This window comes from Amycolatopsis sp. FDAARGOS 1241, assembly GCF_016889705.1.
Taxonomy (GTDB): Bacteria; Actinomycetota; Actinomycetes; order Mycobacteriales; family Pseudonocardiaceae; genus Amycolatopsis.
Window position 1 is genome coordinate 9,315,005 of sequence record NZ_CP069526.1, and the last position, 19,971, is coordinate 9,334,975.

At 67.8% G+C, this 19,971-nt stretch carries 18 protein-coding genes; 8 read left to right on the top strand and 10 right to left on the bottom strand.

The genetic code is table 11. The features are described from left to right. The first annotated feature begins 227 nt into the window (after positions 1 to 227). Together I6J71_RS45180 and mctP are read left to right on the top strand one after the other, a co-directional pair. Positions 228 to 506, top strand: coding sequence for a DUF3311 domain-containing protein (locus tag I6J71_RS45180; protein WP_204092460.1), 279 nt, complete (start codon positions 228 to 230; stop codon positions 504 to 506). Further along, complete coding sequence (mctP, locus tag I6J71_RS45185) at positions 503 to 2,164, top strand: monocarboxylate uptake permease MctP (RefSeq protein WP_204092461.1); 1,662 nt, start codon at positions 503 to 505, stop codon at positions 2,162 to 2,164. The genes I6J71_RS45180 and mctP overlap by 4 nt, the downstream gene beginning before the upstream one ends. Positions 2,165 to 2,178: 14 nt before the next feature. Here the strand turns inward: mctP and I6J71_RS45190 are convergent, their stop codons facing one another. Further along, a complete protein-coding gene (locus I6J71_RS45190; RefSeq protein ID WP_204097579.1) occupies positions 2,179 to 2,847 on the bottom strand; it encodes a hypothetical protein in 669 nt (222 codons plus the stop codon). 70 nt (positions 2,848 to 2,917) lie between these two features. Here I6J71_RS45190 and I6J71_RS45195 point away from each other — a divergent pair, with 70 nt between their 5' ends. After that, positions 2,918 to 3,493: a peroxidase-related enzyme gene (locus I6J71_RS45195; protein WP_204092462.1), complete on the top strand. Its 576-nt coding sequence runs from the start codon at positions 2,918 to 2,920 to the stop codon at positions 3,491 to 3,493. On the opposite strand, the gene I6J71_RS45200 is transcribed toward I6J71_RS45195, so the two are convergent. The 5 genes from I6J71_RS45200 to I6J71_RS45220 form a co-directional block, all read right to left on the bottom strand. After that, the gene (locus I6J71_RS45200) at positions 3,481 to 3,768 is read right to left on the bottom strand and encodes a hypothetical protein (RefSeq protein ID WP_204092463.1); all 288 of its coding nucleotides are present in this window, start codon (positions 3,766 to 3,768) and stop codon (positions 3,481 to 3,483) included. The genes I6J71_RS45195 and I6J71_RS45200 overlap by 13 nt on opposite strands. Further along, a complete protein-coding gene (locus I6J71_RS45205) occupies positions 3,769 to 4,698 on the bottom strand; it encodes a helix-turn-helix domain-containing GNAT family N-acetyltransferase (RefSeq protein ID WP_204092464.1) in 930 nt (309 codons plus the stop codon). It abuts the gene before it with no gap. 245 nt (positions 4,699 to 4,943) lie between these two features. Next, on the bottom strand, positions 4,944 to 5,093 hold the full coding sequence (locus tag I6J71_RS45210) for a hypothetical protein (RefSeq protein WP_162836041.1): 150 nt from the start codon (positions 5,091 to 5,093) through the stop codon (positions 4,944 to 4,946). A 257-nt stretch (positions 5,094 to 5,350) separates the two neighbouring features. Then, positions 5,351 to 6,541 (bottom strand): ATP-binding protein, encoded by a 1,191-nt coding sequence (locus I6J71_RS45215; protein ID WP_204092465.1) that lies wholly within the window; start codon positions 6,539 to 6,541, stop codon positions 5,351 to 5,353. 1,291 nt (positions 6,542 to 7,832) lie between these two features. Next, positions 7,833 to 8,579 (bottom strand): MerR family transcriptional regulator, encoded by a 747-nt coding sequence (locus I6J71_RS45220; protein WP_204092466.1) that lies wholly within the window; start codon positions 8,577 to 8,579, stop codon positions 7,833 to 7,835. A gap of 174 nt (positions 8,580 to 8,753) precedes the next feature. Here I6J71_RS45220 and I6J71_RS45225 point away from each other — a divergent pair, with 174 nt between their 5' ends. Then, complete coding sequence (locus I6J71_RS45225) at positions 8,754 to 9,257, top strand: DoxX family protein (RefSeq protein ID WP_204097580.1); 504 nt, start codon at positions 8,754 to 8,756, stop codon at positions 9,255 to 9,257. A gap of 38 nt (positions 9,258 to 9,295) precedes the next feature. On the opposite strand, the gene I6J71_RS45230 is transcribed toward I6J71_RS45225, so the two are convergent. Next, the gene (locus tag I6J71_RS45230) at positions 9,296 to 10,582 is read right to left on the bottom strand and encodes an acetyl-CoA C-acetyltransferase (protein WP_204092467.1); all 1,287 of its coding nucleotides are present in this window, start codon (positions 10,580 to 10,582) and stop codon (positions 9,296 to 9,298) included. 94 nt (positions 10,583 to 10,676) lie between these two features. Here I6J71_RS45230 and I6J71_RS45235 point away from each other — a divergent pair, with 94 nt between their 5' ends. Together I6J71_RS45235 and I6J71_RS45240 are read left to right on the top strand one after the other, a co-directional pair. Continuing rightward, the gene (locus I6J71_RS45235) at positions 10,677 to 12,011 is read left to right on the top strand and encodes a 3-oxoacyl-ACP reductase (RefSeq protein ID WP_204092468.1); all 1,335 of its coding nucleotides are present in this window, start codon (positions 10,677 to 10,679) and stop codon (positions 12,009 to 12,011) included. Between the two features lies 1 nt (position 12,012). Continuing rightward, positions 12,013 to 12,849 carry a MaoC family dehydratase gene (locus I6J71_RS45240; RefSeq protein WP_204092469.1) on the top strand — a complete coding sequence of 279 codons (837 nt, stop codon included), beginning with the start codon at positions 12,013 to 12,015 and terminating at the stop codon, positions 12,847 to 12,849. On the opposite strand, the gene I6J71_RS45245 is transcribed toward I6J71_RS45240, so the two are convergent. Next, on the bottom strand, positions 12,838 to 13,497 hold the full coding sequence (locus I6J71_RS45245; RefSeq protein ID WP_204092470.1) for a TetR/AcrR family transcriptional regulator: 660 nt from the start codon (positions 13,495 to 13,497) through the stop codon (positions 12,838 to 12,840). The genes I6J71_RS45240 and I6J71_RS45245 overlap by 12 nt on opposite strands. Before the next feature lie 115 nt (positions 13,498 to 13,612). Here I6J71_RS45245 and I6J71_RS45250 point away from each other — a divergent pair, with 115 nt between their 5' ends. Together I6J71_RS45250 and I6J71_RS45255 are read left to right on the top strand one after the other, a co-directional pair. Beyond that, the gene (locus I6J71_RS45250; protein WP_204092471.1) at positions 13,613 to 14,239 is read left to right on the top strand and encodes an SCP2 sterol-binding domain-containing protein; all 627 of its coding nucleotides are present in this window, start codon (positions 13,613 to 13,615) and stop codon (positions 14,237 to 14,239) included. Between the two features lie 11 nt (positions 14,240 to 14,250). Continuing rightward, positions 14,251 to 14,829, top strand: coding sequence for an SCP2 sterol-binding domain-containing protein (locus tag I6J71_RS45255; protein WP_204092472.1), 579 nt, complete (start codon positions 14,251 to 14,253; stop codon positions 14,827 to 14,829). On the opposite strand, the gene drmB is transcribed toward I6J71_RS45255, so the two are convergent. Further along, positions 14,826 to 16,703, bottom strand: a complete 1,878-nt coding sequence (gene drmB / locus I6J71_RS45260) for a DUF1998 domain-containing protein (protein WP_204092473.1) — start codon at positions 16,701 to 16,703, stop codon at positions 14,826 to 14,828. The two genes, I6J71_RS45255 and drmB, sit on opposite strands and share 4 nt — an antisense overlap. Beyond that, entirely contained in the window at positions 16,684 to 19,866 is a 3,183-nt protein-coding gene (locus I6J71_RS45265) for a helicase-related protein (protein WP_204092474.1), read from the bottom strand. Before I6J71_RS45265 ends, drmB begins: the two co-directional genes overlap by 20 nt. Positions 19,867 to 19,971: the final 105 nt, after the last annotated feature.

Sequence of the window (19,971 nt, forward strand, 5' to 3'; positions counted from 1 at the left end):
ACAGCACGCCGTCCACTGGGTTGTCCACAACCTTGGCCCACTCCCAGTGACGGGAGGAGCACGTCACGTCCACAGTGGCGTGAAGTGCCCGGAAACCCGTTACCGGGCCGGTTGGCAAGCCGCTGACCTGCGCTGACCAAATCGATACCGGGTTTGCGTGTCGGTCCGGTTGGGGAAGTTCTAGGGTCATGCGGTCGCGTGTTACGTGAGTGTTAGGTGAGGTCCCGATGTCCGCAAGCAAACAGGACGGGAGGGTGCGCGGGTTCCAGTTCAGTGCTTGGAACCTGTTGCTCATCCTCCCGCTGTTGATCCTGGTCACGCCGTTGTTCAATTCCGACGGTCCCCGACTCTTCGGAATGCCGTTCTTCTATTGGTTCCAGCTCGTGTTCGTCGTCGCCGGCGTGTTGTGCACAGGCATCGTCTACTGGGCGACGCGGAAGAAGCCGACCACCGAAGAGCCCGACCGGCTCGGCGTGGACGACCTCGACGAAGGTGAGGCCCGATGACGATCCAGTGGGTCCAGCTGACGATCTTCATCGTCCTCTTCGCCCTGGTCACGGTTCTCGGTTTCGTCGCTTCGCGGTGGAAGGCCGGCACGACGCTCGACCACCTCGACGAATGGGGCCTCGGCGGCCGCAAGTTCGGCGCGTGGATCACGTGGTTCCTGCTCGGCGGTGACCTGTACACGGCGTACACGTTCGTCGCGGTGCCCGCACTGGTGTTCAGCGCCGGCGCGCTCGGCATGTATGCGCTGCCCTACACGATCGTCGTCTACCCGATCGTCCTGCTGCCGGCGCTGCGCATGTGGTCCGTCAGCCGTTCGCGCGGCTACGTGACGCCGGCCGACTTCGTCCGTGGCCGCTTCGGTTCGCCGACGCTCGCGTTCCTGATCGCGATCACCGGCATCGTCGCCACCATGCCGTACATCGCGCTGCAGCTCGTCGGCCTCGAGGCCGTGCTGCGCACGATGGGCATCAACGGCTCCGGGATCGTCGGGCACCTGCCGCTGCTGGTCGCGTTCCTGATCCTGGCGCTGTACACGTACCAGTCGGGCCTGCGTGCACCCGCGCTGATCGCGTTCGTCAAGGACATCCTGATCTACATCGTGATCATCGTGGCGATCGTCTACCTGCCCACGAAGCTCGGCGGCTGGGACCACATCTTCAACCAGGCAGCGACGAAGCTGAGCACGCCGAGCCCGACCACCGGCAAGCCCGCGGGGTCGATCCTGCTGACGTCGAGCAACCAGCTGCAGTACGCCACCCTCGCCCTCGGTTCGGCGCTGGCGCTGTTCCTGTACCCGCACTCGCTCACGAGCGTGCTCGCCTCGCGCGGCCGCAACGTGATCAAGCGCAACATGGTCGCGCTGCCGGCGTACTCGCTGGTGCTCGGCCTGCTCGCGCTGCTCGGGTACGTCGCGATCAGCGCGGGCGTGAAGCCGCTGACGAACGCCGCCACCGGCAAGGCCGACGGGAACACGATCGTCCCGCTGCTGTTCGACTCGCAGTTCGCGCACTGGTTCGCCGGCATCGCGTTCGCCGCGATCGGTATCGGCGCCCTGGTGCCCGCCGCGATCATGTCGATCGCCGCGGCGAACCTGTGGACGCGCAACATCTACAAGGAGTACATCCGCAAGAACGCCACCCCGCAGCAGGAAGCGAAGCAGGCCAAGCTCGCGTCGCTGATCGTGAAGCTGGGCGCGGTGCTGGTGATCATCCTGATCGACCCGCAGTTCTCCATCGACCTGCAGCTCATCGGCGGTGTGCTGATCCTGCAGACGCTGCCGGCGGTCGCGCTCGCGCTGTACACGCGGTGGCTGCACAAGGCCGGCCTCATCGCCGGCTGGGTCGTGGGCATGGGCTGGGGCCTGATCATGCTGTACGGGATCCCCAACCCTGCCAACGGGAAGCTGCACTTCGGCGGCTCGGCGCTGGCGATGGGCAACCTGTCGATCTTCGGCTGGCACCCGTTCGCCGGCACCGGTCTCGCGACTGTGCAGATCTACCCCGGTTTCGTCGCGCTGATCGCGAACATCGTGGTCGCCGTGGTCGTCTCGGCGATCGCGCACGCCGCGAAGTGGAACTCCGGCACGGACGAGACGGAGCCGGAGGACTACCACGCCGACGAGCACGACAAGGACCTGCGGCCCATCGGGGTGCACTGAGTCCTGAGGCAGTTTCAGTCCGCAGCTGCTCGGTCCACAGTGGAAGGCCCCTTCGCCGGCGTCGGCGAGGGGGCCTTTTCCTTGCTGATCATCGCGTTCGACACCACGTAGAGGACGAGCGCGTTGAGCAGGTGCCACAGGAAGTGCGTGCCGCTGGGGAAAACACCGCACACGACTCCGTCGATGCTGCGGAACGCCAGCGACAACGCGAACACCGCGCCCGCCACGGCGAAGTGCGGCCAGTACGGGTCGCGCGCGTACGCAAGCACGGCCGTGAACACCGCGAGCCCCACGAGTGCGGGCAGGTACAGGCTGTCGCCGAGCGCGGCCATCGCGACCGTCAGCACGACGAACGCGGGCGCGGCGAGCCACGACCACTTCATCCGCACGCCGAGGAACACGCGCGGGAACTTCGCCGCGAAGTAGAGGACGAACACGAGGATGAAGCCGGAGTCCGCGGCCCCGCCCCAGCGCGTCGCGGTCAGGTGGAACACCGTGCTGGCCAGGAACACCAGCCCGACGAGCACCGCCAGGGCCCGTCCGGTGCGCCGGCCGTCCGCCCGCCACCACACGGCCGCGGCGGAGACGAGGAAAGCCAGGTTGGTGACGTCGTTCAGCGGCTCGCCCCACAGCCCGGGCGCGAGGCGTTCGCAATAACCGTCCACGTACGCCGTCCAGTTCACGTCGTCAGCAAACTCCACCCGGGTGAACGGGCGGTGCCGCGGGTGGCCTGGTTCGCGTTAGCGTGGGCCCATGAGCGACGCGGTGAGCCGGTTCCCGGTGACGGAAGTGGAAGACCTGCCCGAAGACCTGCGCGAGCGCGTCGGCGTGATCGCGGAGAAATCCGGTTTCACGCCGAACATCTTCCGGGCGCTCGGCCACCGGCCGGCGGAGCTGCGGGCGTTCCTCGACTACCACGACGCGGTGATGGAGCGCGAGGGCGGACTGACGAAGGCCGAGCGTGAATTGGTCGTGGTCGCGACGTCGGGCGCGAACCACTGCACGTACTGCATCGTCGCGCACGGCGCGATCCTGCGGATCCGGTCGAAGGACCCCGAGCTGTCCGACCAGGTCGCGGCGAACCCGTGGCAGGTGGAGCTCGACGAGCGCGGCCGGGCGATCGTCGACCTCGCTCTGGCGCTGGCGCAGGATTCGGCGCTGTTCGGCGAAGCCGACCTCGAGGCGGCGCGCGACGCGGGGCTGACCGAGGACGAGATCTGGGACGTCGGCGCGATCACGGCGCTCTTCGCGATGTCCAACCGGCTCGCGCACCTCACGGCGCTGAAGCCGAACCCGGAGTTCTTCCTGATGGGTCGTCAGAAGCGGTAGAACGGGCTGGGCAGGTCGCGGCTCAGTTCGAAGTGCCTGCGCAGCCACGCGCGCAGCTTGGTGATCGGCTTCGTCCACACCCGCGGCGCCGGGCCGAAGTAACGCGGATCCTCGTGCGGGGTGAACGCGTCGCCGGTAAGGATCACCACGTCGTGGCCGTGCGGGCAGTGGCCGGACACGGAGATCACGCCGCGCGTGAGGTTTTCGACCCACTCGACCTCGTCGACCCCCAGCAGCGTGCGGCGGTCGCAGACGGCGCAGTAGACGGCGAACACCTACAACTCCATCCGCCAGGTCTCGCCGGTCACGAGCGGGCCGAACGCGTCGGTCGGTTCGGTGCTGACGAGCTCGAAGCCGGCGCGCCGGTAGATGCCGCGCGCCGCGTCGAGCATCGCGAGTGTCCACAGCTCCATCTGCCGGTACCCGCGGTGGCGGGCGAACTCGACGCATTCGTGCACCAGCCGCTTGCCGACGCCGTGGCCACGTGCGGCGGGTTCGAGCAGCAGGAGCCGCAGCTTGGCCGTGTGCTCGTCGTGGCCGGGGGTGCAGAAGATGCTGCCGACGCGTTCGCCGCCGAGTTCGGCGATCCAGGCGGCCTGGCGCGGGTCGTCGCGGTGGTCGGCGAAGTCGGCGACCACGCGGGCGACCAGCGCTTCAAAGCGTTCGTCGAGGCCGTACTCGCGGGCGTACAGCGTGCCGTGCCGGTGCACCACCCAGCCGAGGTCCCCCGGCCGCGGGGCGCGCAAGACGAGCGTGCGGTCCGGCTCCCGTTCACCGACGAGCGCCGTGATGGTCCCCATCGCGCCGAGCAGCCGGCGCTGGTCCTCGTCGGGGAACCGTTCGAGCAGGCCGCCGATCTGGCGGACCGAACGGCTGTCGAGATCGGCGAACGCGACGCGGCCGGCGTCGGTCAGGCGCACGATCTGGCGACGGGCATCCTCGCCGCTGCGTTCCCGCAGGAGCAGGCCCCGGCTTTCGAGCCGGCTGAGCAGCCTACTGGCGTAGCCGGCGTCGAGATCAAGCCGTTTCCGCAGGTCACCCACGTGAAGCTCGGGTTGTTGGGCGACTTCGAACAGCACCCGCGCTTCGCTCAGCGAGTACTCCGCGTCGGCCGGTCCTTCGTCGAGGACGCCGATCACCCCGGTGTACAGGCGGTTGAAGGCGCGGACGGTCGCGACGCGTTCGGCCAAGTGCAAGTCGTTCATTGACCACCTCAACAAACTCATTGACGCAGTCAAGCATCGCGCGACAAGCCGCTCGAAGCAAGGGTTTTGTGGAAACAGACAAAAGGTCCAGACATATGGAAACCCCGTGATGCTGCCAGGTCGGGGGTCCGCCAGCATCACGGGGTCGTAGTGGGTATCGATGCCGCGTCGAGCGGCGTTACACCCACGCCTTGGTGTGTTCTAGATCACCTTGGTGAGTGACACACTAACCAGTTGCGGCTGAGTCAGCGCATGAACGGCTGACGCGCCTGCGCGAGGGCGATGAGCTCCTGGCGGACCGTCGAGGTGGCCGCGGTGTCGATCGCCCGGTTCAGTGCCCGGCGAGTGCGAGCCTCGGCGCGACGAGCACGGAGCTTTGCGGCGATGTTGCTCATGGTGTTCTGCATCCCCTTTGAGATCTTCGGTGGCTGTGTCTCTAGTATGCGCCTTTTTCGCGGAGGTCGCCAACGATTCTCCGGTGATGTGGCTTACTGGCCGATGAATCATCGGCGTAGGCCGGGGCCATGCCGGACGGATTGCGTGTTGCCGGTCACTAACCAGTAACGCCCTAGCGTCGTCTACTGATCTCTAGTTCTGGTGCTAGACAGTGCTAGGCAGCCGCATAGAGCCGTAGCGATCGGAAGAAGCCGGCTCAGTCGCGGCCGAGCAGGTAGTGCCCGAAGTGGGGCACCGTGAAGGCGATCAGCCCGCGTTCGGCGGAGTAGACCAGGCCCTTCTTCATCAGGCTGTCGCGCGCCGGCGACAGCGACGAGGGTTTGCGCCCCAGGTAGACGGCCACGTCGGCGGTGCCGGCGGCTTCGTCGCGGCCCTGGGTCAGCTCGGCCATCGCGAGCAGGTACTCGCGCTCGGCGGGCGTCGCGCGCTCGTAGCGCGAGCCGAAGAACCCCACGGCCAGCTCCGACTCCGCCTCGGGCGCCGCAACCTGCACGTCCTTGACCGTGATCGGGTCCGCGGGCGCGGCGTCCCACGCGGCTTTGCCGTAGGCCTGGATGAAGTAGGGGTAACCGCCGGACGCGTCGAACAGCGCGTCGAGCGCCTCGGGTTCGATGCCGGCTTCTTCGCGTTCGATCGGCGCCATCACGGCGAAGTCGGCGTCCTCGCGGCTGAGCCGGTCGATGCGCGCGTAGCGGAACAGCCGTTCCGAGTACGACTTCGACGCGGACAAGACAGCCGGCACGTGCGGCAGGCCCGCCCCGACCACCACGAGCGGCGCCCCGGACTGCGACAGCTCATGACACGCGGCGCACAACGCGGACACGTCGTCGGCCTGCAGATCCTGGATCTCGTCGATGAACAGCGCCACCCCGGTCCCCACGTCCGCCGCCAGCTCCGCGACGTCCGTCAACAGTTCCACCAGGTCGATCTCGATGTCCCCGGAATCGGCCCGCCCCTGCGCGGCGGGCGCGTCGATCCCCGGCTGCCACCGGTCTCGCATCTTGGCGTCCGCCTTGTTCGCCTTCAACGCGAACGCCTTGAGCACCCCCAGCACCTCTTCGACCCGGTCCGGCGCCCTGTGCCGCACCGCCAGGTCCCGGATCGCCCGGTGCAACGCCGCGGACAGCGGGCGCCGCAGCTCGGCATCCGGCCGCGCCTCGATCTTTCCCGCGCCCCACCCGTGCCGCACCGCCATGGACCGCAGTTCGCCGAGCAGCACGGTCTTCCCCACGCCCCGCAGCCCGGTCAACACCAGACTCCGCTCCGGCCGCCCCCTCGCGACGCGCTCCAAGACCACCTCGAACGCCCTCAGCTCACGCTCCCGCCCCGCCAACTCGGGCGGCCGCTGCCCAGCCCCGGGCGCGAACGGGTTGCGGATGGGGTCCACTCTGCCACCGTATCGGGCTGTCTAGCGCGTGGCCGATATTCCGCCATACGCCGCTAGCGCGTGTCGCCCCCCACCCGGCGCGACTGATCCCTCCGCCCCACCCCGGCGCTCGCCCGCGACGGGACCATTCGCACCGATTGGCTGTCACGAAAATCCCCCGCGCACCGCGCGGGTCGCGCGAGGGGACGTTCGCTCCGGCTGGCGCAACTGGCCCACTCGCGCAGCGACTCCACGACGGGACCGTTCGCGCCGGTCAGCCGGGACGACTGGCCCGCTCACTCGCAACCGGTCGCGCGAAGGGACCGTTCGCGCCGGCGGGGCGGCACGACCGGACCGCTCGCGCGCGGCCGGGCGCACGATGGGACCGTTGGCGCCGGCGGGCCGACGACGACTGGACCGCTCGCGCATGACGGGTCGTGCGATGGGACCGTTCGCTCCGGCTGGCCGGCCATGACTAGACCGCTCGCGCATGCCGGGCCGTGCGATGGGACCGTTCGCTCCGGCTGGCCGGCCATGACTAGACCGCTCGCGCATGCCGGGCCGTGCGATGGGACCCGTTCGCTCCGGCCGGCCGGTCACGACTGGCCCGCTCACTCGCAACCGGTCGCGCGAAGGGACCATTCGCTCCGGTGGGGCGGCACGATCGGACTGGTCGCGCATGGTTGGGCGCGCGATGGGACCCGTTCGCGCCGGCGGGCCGACGACGACCGGGCTGGTCGCGCATGGCGGGTTGCGCGATGGGACCATTCGCTCCGGTGGGGCGGCACGATCGGACTGGTCGCGCATGGTTGGGCGCGCGATGGGACCGTTCGCTCCGGCCGCGCGACTGCGCTGCTCGCGCGGCGATTTCCACGGCGGGACCGTTCGGGCCGGGCAGCATTGATGACTGGCCCGTTCGCGCACGGCGGATCGCATGAAGGGAACGGTCGCAGCGGTCACCCGGCGCTACTGGCCACTCGCACACAGCCAGCCGCACGAAAGGACCGTTCGCTGAGCGACAGGACCGTTCGCTCCGGCCGGCAGTCGCGATCGGGCCGCAGCAAGGGACCGTTCACAACGCGCACTGGCACGACTGGCGGCACGACTGGCCCGCTCACGCCCGACCATCCGGTACGACTGGCCCGCTCACGCTCGACCATCCGGCACGACTGGCCCGCTCACGCTCGACCATCCTGCACGAAAGGACCACTCACGCACGGCCGCGTAACCGGACCACTCACCAAACCTGCCGAGGGATGGGCGGGTCTGCAGCCCCGACCATCCCACTCCCAGTGTTCACTCCGACGAAGCACTACACCGCGAGATTCCCCTCCGCGTAGCTCTTCATCGCGTCCCGGATGAACTCCGCGGTGCCGTCGCCATGGGCCGAGTCGTAACCCCCATACCGGGGATCGTCGACGTACAACCGCCCCAGCCCCACGAAGTACCCCCGCGACACCGTTTTCACGGCCGGCCGCAGCCAGGCGTGCAGCCGGGCCACGATGGCCTGCACCAGGGCCGAATCCGCGGCCAGCCCGGCAGCCCGCGCAGCACCGAAAGCCGCCGCGATCGAGGCTTGCTCAGACTGGTGCGCCTGCTTCTCCGAAGCCGACAACGAACGCCACCACCGGTCCCCGTGCTGGTACGCCGACGCGCCCCAGCGCGAAGTGACCTCCTCCGCATACGCGGTGTGGTCGAAGCCGTCGAACACTTCTTCCGCCACGAGTGGTTCACCTCCTTCCAGTTTCTTCAGCGTGGTCCGGACGGAGTCGATCTGCCGTCCGATGCGGTCGCGCTCCTGTTCCAGCAGCGCGAGGTGCTCGGACAACGCGGCGACGTTGTCGCGCGAGCCGTCGAGCACCGAGGCGATCGCGGGCAGCGCGAGGCCCAGCGAGCGCAGCAGCAGGATCAGCTGCAGCCGGACGAGGGCGTCCGAGTCGTAGTAGCGGTAGCCGTTGCTGCCGACGCGGCTGGGCGGGAGCAGCCCGATCGCGTCGTAGTGGCGCAGCGTCCGGCTGGTCGTGCCCGCCGCCCGGGCGATGTCCTGGATCGACCACACCCGGAAACGCTAAAGGTTGACGCAGCGTCAAGGTCAAGCTAGAGCCGACTACCTGAATCTAGGAAAAACACAAGATTGCGCTAGCGGCTCCTAGCGCGGTTCGGCGCCGCGTTGAGGGGGAATCCCGGTTGTAGGTTTGACCAGCACCTAAGACTCGCAAGAAAGGCGATGACCGTGATACTGCGCCGGGTGGCCCGTCCACTGCTCGCGTCGATCTTCATCTACGGCGGCATCGGCATGCTCCGCGACACCCCGGGGCACGCGAAGGCGGTCGAGCCGTTCCTCACCGAGACGTTCGGCAAGCTCGAGGGCGTCGTCCCCAAGCAGGTGCCGCGCGATCCCGCCACGCTCGTGCGCCTCGACGCCGCCGTGAAGATCGGCGCCGGCCTCGCGCTCGCGTCGGGCAAGGCGCCGCGGCTCGCGTCGCTGGCGCTGCTCGGCACGCTCTTGCCGACGACCGCCGCCGCGCACCGGTACTGGGACATCAAGGACCCCGCCGAACGGCAGGCCCAGCAGGTGAACTTCCTGAAGAACGCCAGCGTCGCCGGCGGCCTGCTGCTCGCCGCAAGCGACACGGCGGGCAAGCCGTCACTGGGCTGGCGCGCGCGCCGCGCCGCGAACAAGGCCGGCAAGCGCGCGGAGAAGCTGAGCAAGAAGGCCGAAAAGCAGCTGAGCTGAAATGCGGAGGGCCCGAACCGAAGGCCCTCCGCCCCAGCTCACTTCTCCAGGATCGCGGTCACGCCCTGGCCACCGGCCGCGCAGATCGAGATCAGCCCGCGCCCGGAACCCTTCTCGTGCAACAGCTTCGCCAGCGTCGCCACGATCCGCCCGCCCGTCGCGGCGAACGGGTGCCCTGCGGCGAGCGACGAGCCGTTCACGTTCAGCTTCGCCCGGTCGATCGAGCCCAGCGGCGCGTCGAGCCCCAGCTTCTCTTTGGCGAACACGGGGTCCTCCCACGCCTTCAACGTCGCCAGCACCTGCGACGCGAACGCCTCGTGGATCTCGTAGAAGTCGAAGTCCTGCAGGGAAAGTCCGGCGCGCTCGAGCATCCTCGGCACCGCGTACGCGGGCGCCATAAGCAGGCCTTCGGCACCGTGCACGTAGTCGACGGCCGCCGTCTGCGAGAACGTCAGGTACGCCTGCACCGGCAGTCTGTGCGCCTTGGCCCACTCGTCCGTCGCGAGCAGCACGGTCGACGCGCCATCGGTGAGCGGTGTCGAGTTACCGGCGGTCATGGTGCCGTCCGGGCCGCCGTACACGGGCTTGAGCTTCGCCAGCTTCTCCACGCTGGAGTCGGGCCGCAGGTTCTGGTCCTTCGTCAGCTTGAGGAACGGCGTCACCAGGTCGTCGAAGAAGCCGCTCTCGTACGCGGCGGCGAGGCGCTGATGGCTGGTCGCGGCGAGTTCGTCCTGAGCTTCACGCGTGACGTCCCAGACCTTCGCCGTCAACGCCGCGTGCTCGCCCATCGACAGGCCCGTGCGCGGCTCGGCATTGCGCGGGATCTCCGGCACGATGTGGCCAGGCCGAAGTTTCGCGACGAGTTTCAGCCGGTCGCCCAGCGTCTTCGCCGCGTTGAGCCGCACGAGGATCTGCCGCAGGTCGGCGTTCACGGCCAGCGGCGCGTCGCTCGTCGTGTCGACGCCGCCGGCGATGGCGGAGTCGATCTCGCCGAGCGCGATCTTGTGGGCGACGGTGATCACGGCTTGCACGCCCGTGCCGCACGCCATTTGCACGTCGGACGCGGGCGTCGCCGGCGAGAGTCGGCTGCCGAGCACGCTCTCCCGCGCGAGGTTGAAGTCCTTGGAGTGTTTGAGCACGGCACCCGCGGCGACCTCGCCGATCAGCTCGTCCTGCAGCGAGAACCGGCTGACGAGCCCGTCGAGTGCGGCGGTGAACATGTCTTGGTTCGACGCCTTCGCGTAGGGGCCGTTCGACCGCGCGAAGGGGATGCGGTTGCCGCCGATGATCGCGACCTTGCGCACCGCGGGTTTCCTGGTCGCCATGACGTCCACCTCTCTGAGTCGTCCCTTCCACACTGTAACCTACTAGCGAGTAGGTTAGACTGCGACGTGACGCGAACGGCACGGGAGGCGCTCGATGGCTGACAGGTACCAGCAGTTCACGAAGACCCCGGTCGGGAAGTTCGTGGTGCCCAAGCTCGGCCTGCCCAACCCCGCCACCTTGCGCCGGTACCGCCCCGGACAGCCTGCACTCGAGGGTCCCGCACTCGTCGGCGCGGCGCCCGGTGGACGACTCGAGAAGACCCTCAAGAGTCAGCTCGACAGCGCCGGCATCGAAGTCCTCACGGCGCCGGCGGAACGCCACGCGGCACTCGTCTTCGACGCCACCGGCATCAAGGACCCGGCCGGCCTGCGCGAGGTCTACCGCTTCTTCCACCCGGTGATCCGCAAGGTCGGGTCGTCGGGCCGCGTCGTCGTGTTCGGCACGCCGCCGGAGCTCGCCGACGGCCGCGAACGGATCGCGCAGCGCGCGCTCGAAGGCTTCGTCCGTTCGGTCGGCAAGGAGCTCAAGCACGGCGCGACGGCGCAGCTCGTCTACGTGGCCGAAGGCGCCGAAGACGCGGCGGAATCCACGGCGCGGTTCCTGCTGTCGGCGAAGTCGGCGTTCGTCGACGCGCAGGTGATCCGCGTCGGCACGCACGGCACGACGGCCGAGGCGCCGGCGAACTGGGAGAAGCCGTTGGCGGGCAAGGTCGCGCTGGTCACGGGCGCGTCGCGCGGCATCGGCGAGGCCATCGCGGAGACGCTGGCGCGCGACGGCGCCCACGTCGTCGCCCTGGACATCCCGGCGCAGGGCGCGGATCTGTCCACAGTGGCCAACCGCGTCGGCGGATCGGCGCTGCAGCTGGACATCACGGCGGCCGACGCGCCCGCGAAGCTCGCCGAGTACCTGACGACGCGCCACGGCGGCGTCGACGTCGTCGTGCACAACGCCGGCATCACTCGCGACAAGACGCTCGGCAACCTCACCGAGAGCGGCTGGGACGCCGTGCTGACGGTGAACCTCGCCGCGCAGCTCGCGGTGAACGACAAGCTGCTCGCCGACAAGGTGCTGCGCGAAAACGGCCGCATCATCGGCGTTTCCTCCATCGCGGGCATCGCCGGCAACGTGGGTCAGACGAACTACGCGACGTCGAAGGCCGGCGTGATCGGCATGGTCAACGTCGGCGCGGCGCAGCTCGCGGAGTACGGCGGCACGATCAACGCCGTCGCGCCGGGCTTCATCGAGACCAAGATGACGGCCGCCGTGCCGCTGTTCATCCGCGAGGCCGGGCGGCGCCTGTCGAGCCTCGGCCAGGGTGGGCTGCCGGTCGACGTCGCCGAGACGATCGCCTGGTACGCCAGCCCCGCGTCGGCCGCGGTGAACGGCAACGTGGTCCGCGTGTGCGGCCAGGCTCTGTTGGGGGCGTGACATGTCCGTTCGCGAACTCTCCAGCCCGCCCAGTCTGGCCGCGCTCTACCCGAAAGCGCTGCTCCGCCGCGGCGGCGGTTCGACGTTGCCGGACACGGAACTGGTGCGTCCGTCCGTTGTGGTCGATCCGGCGCACGTCGCCGCGTATGCACAGGTCTGCGGCTTCCGGTTCGGCGACGTCCTGCCGGCCACCTACCCGCACCTGCTCGTGTTCGGGCTGCAGATGACGCTGATGACCGAGCCCGGCTTCCCGTTCCCGCTGCTCGGCCTGGTGCACGTCGCGAACTCGATCACGCAACGGCGTCCGCTGTCGCTGGCCGAGACGTACACCGCGCGCGTGCGGGCGGAAAACCTGCGCCCGCACGAGAAAGGCCACCAGTTCGACATGGTGAGCGAGCTGTGGGCCGGCACGGAGCTGGTGTGGTCGGAAGTGTCGAGCTACCTGCGCCGCGGTGGTTCTTCTTCGTCCGCGCGGCCTCGTGCGGCCTTGGTCCCCCCGACACCCACCGCCGTGTGGCGCGTCCCGGGCGACATCGGCCGCCGCTACGCCGAGGTGTCGGGTGACCGCAACCCCATCCACCTGCACCCGCTGACGGCCCGCCTGTTCGGCTTCCCGCGCGCGATCGCCCACGGCATGTGGACCAAGGCGCACGCTCTGGCGTCGTTCGAAGGCCGGCTGCCTGACGCGTTCACCATCGAGGTGCGCTTCAAGCAACCCGTTCTGCTGCCGGCGAAGGCCGCCTTCACGACGTGGCGCACCGACGACGGCTGGGCGTTCGAGCTCTGGCACGCCCACAAGCCGAAACCCCACCTGGACGGCGTCGTCTCAGCTCTCTGAAGGTCGCCAGACCTCACCTTCGACGAGGTCGTTGAACCCGAGCCACACGAGGTTCATCAGCCACGACGCGAGCACGCCGTCGGAGATCTCGGGGTGGTCCAGGGCCCAGTCGGCGAGGGATTCGGCGGCGCCGACCAGGGCGGCGGACAGGCCGGCGCCCGAGAACTCGGCTTGTTCGCCAAGGCCCTTGCGCGAGCCCGCCGACACCACGAGCGCGGCGACGAGTTCGATCGCGCGCCCGCGCATGGCGGTGATCTCGGCGGCAAACGCGCCGCCGACCGTCAGCGCTTGGCGGTGCAGCACCGTCCACGACTCGCGGTACTCGGCGACGAAGCGGTAGAACGACCGCAACCCGTGCCAGAGCTGCATGTCCGGCGGCAGGTCGGGCTGCACGCCGGCCTGGATGGCCTCGAGCAGGCGCGTCGCCTCGCGCTGGATGCTCTTGCCGAACAGGTCTTCTTTGGAGCCGAGGTAGGTGTAGATCATCGGCTTGGAGACGCCGGCGACGTCGGAGATCTCGTCCATCGACGCCGAGTGGTAGCCGTGGCGGGAGAACACCTGCACCGCGGCGTCCAGGATCTGCCGCTCGCGAACCGCGCGCGGCAACCGCCGGGCCCGTTCGGGCGGGCGCTGATCTTCGTCGGGCACTCCGACCTCCCTCTCGCCAGCAGGAAACGGTACCTGTCGCCGTGGTCGGCGCGTGCTTGCCCGCTTACCTACTCATGGGTAGCCTTTGCTGGAAGATCACGGAAGGGGCTCGAGAATGGCCGACGGTTCCGCTCTGGACGGCTTGCGCGGCACCGCGTTGCTCGACGCCCTCGAGCGAGTCGAGGGGGCCGGTCTCGACGTCAACGCGGTCGCCGACGCCGTCGACCCCCGCGACCTCGGCCGCGACGACTTCCGCCGCCTGCTCGAAACCCTGATCCGGCTGTCGTCAGAAGACTTCTCCCTGGGCAACGTCGACCCGACGCGCTTTGCCACGCTGGTCTCGCGAGCGTCCCGGGCGCAGCTGGAGGCAGTGGTCGCTTCGGTGCCGCTGCGCGAACGGGTCCTCGACGAGATCTTCTCCCGTATGGGCTCGCACCTGCGCGTCGACCGGGCCCAATCCTTGCACGCGGTCGTGCACTGGCGCCTCACCGGCGGCACCGGCGAGGGCGGCTACGACCGCTACTCGACGGAGATCTCCGGCGGCTCGTGCACGGTGTCTCGCGTTGTCGGCGGCGCCCACCCGCGCGTCACGATCACCCTGTCCCCGGTCGACTTCTTCCGCCTCATCACCCACCAGGCCACCCCGGCCGTGCTGTTCGTGACCGGCAAGATCAAGGTCAGCGGAGACCTCGCGTTCGCGGCACGGTTGATCGGCTACTTCGACCTCCCGAAGCCCGGTTAGGCTCCGGTCCCGTGTCGCACGACTCCGACGGGCACGTCGTCAACGGCTTCGCCCGAGAACTGCGCGTCGGCAAGCTGTCGCCCGCGCAGTTCGTGCAGGTGCTCGAAACCCTCCACATGCTGGGCACCGCCGGCGCCGGCATCGACCTGACCTCCCTCACGACGCAAGCCCTGGTCGACGTCGTCCACCGCGCGTCCCGCGACCAGCTCAAAGCCCTCGCCGACCACCCCGACCTGCGCGCGGTGTTCCTGGACGAGATCTTCCGCCGCATGTCCGAGCACTTCCGCCCGGACCGCGCCCGCCACCTCGACTTCGTCGTCGCCTGGCGCTTCCCCGGCGGCTCCGGCCACGACGGCTACGACCGCTTCCAAACCGTCATCGAAGACGGCGTCTGCGTCTCCAGCACCACCCTGTCCCGCACCCCGGACACCACCCTCACCCTCTCCGTCGACGACTTCATCCGCCTCGCCACGGGCGCCTCGGCCCCCGCAGCGCTGTTCGTGACGGGCCGGGTGAAGGTGAAGGGCGAATACGCGCCGGTGGTGAGGTTCTCGAGCTACTTCGACATCCCGAAACCCCGGGACGATTAAAAGGGCAACTCCTTTCCCCGGGGCTGGCAACGTTCAAGACGGGATAACCCATATTTCACCTCGAGTTCATCTTCCTGCCGTTCGTCGCACCTCCTCAAGCAAGTGATCAAACAGGCCGGGCACGGTCCCGCCGCCGAGCACCAATTGTCGATCCAGGAGGCGATTTCCCGTCTCGCAGGAGGTCTCGCTGACCAGTGCGCAGCCGTGACAGGCGGACAGGTTGAGGTTGGACGAGCCTTGGCGATCGCTCTCGATGCACACCGGGTCGTTCGAGCAGACGTCCGCGTCACCCAGGGCGGCGAGCAGTAGCGGGACGAGCTTGTCCGGGTGGCCGAGGCGGACGAGCCCGCCGAGTGTTCCCTGTGCATCCCCCCTGCCGTGTAAATCAGGATCCCTGCAGTGCGGTCGGGACGGTCGGAGTGGGCGTAGATGCGTTCCCGCAAGGACGCCGACGAGTAGCCGCTCGCGAAGGCCAGCCGCCGGATGAGTAGGTGAGCGATGGTGTGCAACGCGACGAAGCGTGGCTCCGGTACGACCCAGCGATGAGCCCAGGGTGCCGTGGACCGGCGCCCCATCAAGATCTCTGCCCGAGCGCGGACTTCGGGTACGCTTTCCCACTCGGACATGTGGTTCTCGTCGAAGCGGAGGAAAATCCCTTCGCCGAACATTTCGATGGCCGGGTAGACCGGCTTCCGCTTGCGATCGGGACCGAGGTCGGCTTCGATGAGCTCTGCATCGCCGTCGTGGCGCCGGAAACCCTTGAGCGCTCGGACTTCACGGACGCGACGTACTTGGCCGATATTGGTGAGTTTGGTCTTCAGCGCCGAGGGCCAAGCGGACTCGGCTGGCACCCGCCAACCGTCGACGACGAAGTCGCTCTCGCTGTGGTCTCGGCCGCTGTCGAGCTTCTTGAGGAAGGCTGCCCACTCCCCGTCTTTCAAGTCGAGAAGCGGAGTTTCCTCGGCTTCTTCGCCAGCTGCCGCGAGAGCGAGCACCCTTGCCGCCGTCGTGCCGAGTTCGTCCGCGATCCACCCGGCCACCATTTCGGCCTGGGGGCCGCCATTGTCGGCGACCACCTTCTCGAAGTAGACATGGTTGCGGATCTTGTCTGCTTTCTCGGCGGATGGAGGGGCTTCTTCGGGGATGTCGAGGGCAGTGAGGTGCTCGGAGATGTAGTTGCCGGTGGCGCCTCGTTGGACCGCGGTGAGCTTGTATTCGCATACGGTTCCGCTCCGCGGGTCCTGCCATGGCTGAGTGCCCCCGCAGTGGATGCCGTCGCGGTGGAGTGATTCCTTGCTCACCAGCTCGGTAAGCGGCCGCGACCGGTTGCACCCCGTGCAGTGGACGCTGAGCGCGGCCAGGCCCTCACCACGTCGAGAAGATCGGACGAACTTCAGTTCCTTGTGGGCCCGGCAGAAACGTATGGAATCGGTGGCATCGGCGCTGTTCCCCCGATGGGCCCACTTGAACCAGGGAATGTCCTGTATGTGGCTGCCCTTCTCGCATACGGCGACGTATCGCATCGGAACCAGCTTGCCGCCGCACTCGCACTTGTTGGTCCAGCGCCCCTTGTTCCTGCCCGAGAGCTTCGAGAGTTTCGAGCATCGTTCACAGAACCGCCAGGTTGGAAAGCGCCAATAGAGGAGGTGGGCGGTCTCTTTGGCTGCGTGGCCGGCATGCGTGGGCGGCTGTCGGAGAACGCCGGGGCCGAGCCGCGCGAGAAGCCGATCACAGCTGATTTCGGGGGCATGCTTGCGGTCCCACCAAGAGGTGTCGGCCGCGATAAGTGACTCGCCCAGAACGTCAACGATGGCGCCAACTCCGAAGGGCGTGATCGTCTCCGAGAGACGGAGATCATGAACAATCGGTTCCACCGGCGCTCCCTTCCTGCGGTTCACGCACATGGACAGCGACGTTCGGTTCGACCGTCCTCATCGAGTCGGCGACGAGCCAACCCTCCCCACCCTGACCGAACCGTTTGAGCAACGCTTCGTCGTCCTTCTTTCGGCGGTCGTACACCAGCGCTGTTCCTTCTTCGCGGGCGATCTTCGCGCGGTAGTCCCAATTGCGGAGGAGCCACCACACCTCATCCTTGGTTTCCTCGGCTTCGACGTCGTCCGAACGGTACACCAGATTCAGAAAACGTGAGACCAGTTCCTCGATCGCGTTTCGCAATCGCTGGTCATCGAGGTCCATGCGCACTGCCGCGTCGTTCGCCGCCAGCGTTGGCAACGAGTGGCGCAGCAATGCGACGAGCGCGCCAGCCAAGGAGCGTTTGCGGGACGACAGTGACCATGGAGTCACACTCGTCGGCTCGACATTGCGGTAGAGGGTCTCGTGGTACGAACGAAAGCTTTCGAAGTGCGAGCGATCGCGTGCCCGATTGGACCGGAACAAGGTGATCACGATTCCGTTGTTCCGACCGCGGCCGACGCGGCTGGTGGCCTGGATGTACTCGGCGGTCGTCTTCGGCTGACCCACCATCAGCATCAGGGCAAGACGAGGGATGTCGATCCCGAAAGACAGCATGTTCGAGGACAGGACCACATCTATGGCCTCGTTCGAATTGTCGACGCTGCGTCCCAGCTCGCGGAGGTCGTTGGGTAGCTCGTCCGGACCACGGCGACTGGTGAGTTCCAGGATCCGATCGGCGCGGACTCGCCGCAACGGCAGTTCCAGCCGATCCGAGCGCGGTTCGAGACGCCCGTTGACGTCGTCGACCACAAGTGTGCCCGTGCGGCCGAGTTCGCGGAGGCTGTTGTGGTACATCACCAGAGTCCAGTACGAATCTTTGGTCGTGTCCGGGACTGAGTGTTCGGCGAGTACCTCGGGTACCTCGACTAGAGGCGCAGTTGCTGCGACCACCGCGGATACCTGTGATACGGACTGCGGCATCAGGCCGACGTAGAGCCGGCCTTCGCCGTTCTCTACCGGACGTGAGAAGAAGGTCCGATCGCCGTCGAGACCCGCCGGCGGGTAAAGCGCTACGCTACGTCCGTACAAGCCCTGGACTTGTTCGTGCGAGGCGCGGATCGTGGCGGTCGATGCGACGATTTTGGGAGGGCTTCCGCCGCGACCCAGGAGCAGCTGGATGACCGCGTCGAAGACGGCGACCGTCGTGCCGAGAGGCCCGGACAGTAGGTGCAGCTCATCCTGGATGACTAGGGACGGTTGACGGAACGGAGTGCCGAGCCCAAGGAGCTTGCCTGCATCAGGCAGGAACTGCAACCGGGCGAACTTGTCGACGGTTGCCAACACGATCGACGGTGGCTCTTCGTACAGAATGTCGTCGACTACCGCGACCGGGAGCTCCTGATGGAATGCGCAGTTCTCCCGGGTGCAGTGGATGACGACGTCGTTGCCGACATCGCGGAACCCGTAGCGTTCCGGATCGATGGACTTGGCCTCCGGCAGTAGCGCCGCACCACACCACGGACAGCTTTCGATCTGGAACTGGTTCGCTTCCTCCGGGCGTGCGGCCCGGTGCAGGCGCTCGAGCGCCGCCTTCGCATCGGCCCGCTTACCGGGAGTGACTTCGTTGCCGACCCACATGCCCACGGAGAACGGCGCCATGTCCTTCGCCCGCGGATCTTCGTTCCGGAGCAGCTCCATCGCACAGATGAGCGAGGCTGCTCGCTGGAACTGCTGCGAGGTCAGCAGGCGGAGCGTGTATCGCGTGATCACCGCGGTCCCTGCGCCCGAGATGCCGTGGACGATGCGGCGGCGGAAGATCTCCACCGCGGACAAACCGAGGTACGCCTCAGTCTTCCCGCCGCCGGTCGGGAACCAGATCAGGTCGACCAGTTCCCGGTCGGCATGCCCTTCGACGACCGTTGACGCTAGAGCCACCAGCAGGAAGCCGAGCTGGAACGGACGCCATCGGGGTTCCTCGATGTCGTCCGGATTCTTGCCGTGCTTGATCGCAGTCTGGCGGATCTGAAGCCGCATCGCGGTCATGCCCAGAGCGAAGGCGGTCCTGAGCGCGGCTTGTTCGGGGTCGCGGAGCAGCCCGACGCCGGCTTCCATCCGACGCAGAGCCTGCTCTGCCCGCGTCGTGATGGATCGTGCGATCTCTGCATCGACGCCAAATCCGTTGACGCTCTCGACCTGTTCCGAAACCCAACGGCCGAAGGCGGCGACGAAGGCGTCCAACATCGACGTCACTTCGACCGGTTCCGTGTCGATTCGAGACAGGTTCTCGAGCACGAGAGCCTGTGCCTCGGTGGTTTCGGACTCGAAGGCCGTCGTCTCGATGGCGGGAACGACAAATGCGGGCACCGGATCGAGAAAGACTCGCGTGCAGGTGCCGTCGGTGAGTTCCCAGTCGGCCGCCATGCCGTGGCCGACCCCGTAGACCCTCTTGTTCCGATAGCGGAGCCGTAGTTCGGCGGCTTCAGGATCGGAGTCGAAGACGTTGCTCCTACTGTAATCCAGGATCCGGCCCGCAGCCGCAGGGCTTACGCTGAGACCCACTTGGAAGAGCATCAGACCAATGTCCCGGCGGTCGTCGCCGGTTGACTCGGCCGAGACACGTGCGTGCACCGTCACGAGACGAGCAGGCCCGTAGGCGCGCCACCTCGATCCGATCTCGATCGGTACCTCGCCCGCGGTGAGTCTCTCCAAAGGATGGTCTTTGGTGAGTTCGACACCCTCGAACCTGAACGGCACACGCTGCCAACGTGGGGGGCCGTCACCTGTGACGGGCCGGTAGGTTGCGCCCGAGAATTCACACGAGACGTTCGGCTTGTCCGTAACGAAGGAGATAGCAACCGACGACGGGCGCCAGTCCTCGGCGAGTGGGACGCCTGCGCCCGCCTCCTCCACCTCACCCTGGAGCACGTCCGAAAAGATTGTGGGATCCCCCTCGACCGCCTCGGTATCCGGCGCCGTAGGCGAGGATGCCGCAGGGAACAACATTCCCACTGCGTACTGCCGGTCCGGCAGGTTGAAAATCAACTCTTCGTTACCGTGATCTGGTCCGACGTAAGCAGCCTTGAGGTGCTCGAGGGCAACCTCCTGGGCCTCTGTTCGAGTCACTTCTTCTCCAGTTGCCTGCGGACGAGGCGTTGCAAGCGTCGTTTGTCGTCACGAGTGACGACAATGTCCAATGAGACACGTGCACGTGTCACGGCGACGTAGAAA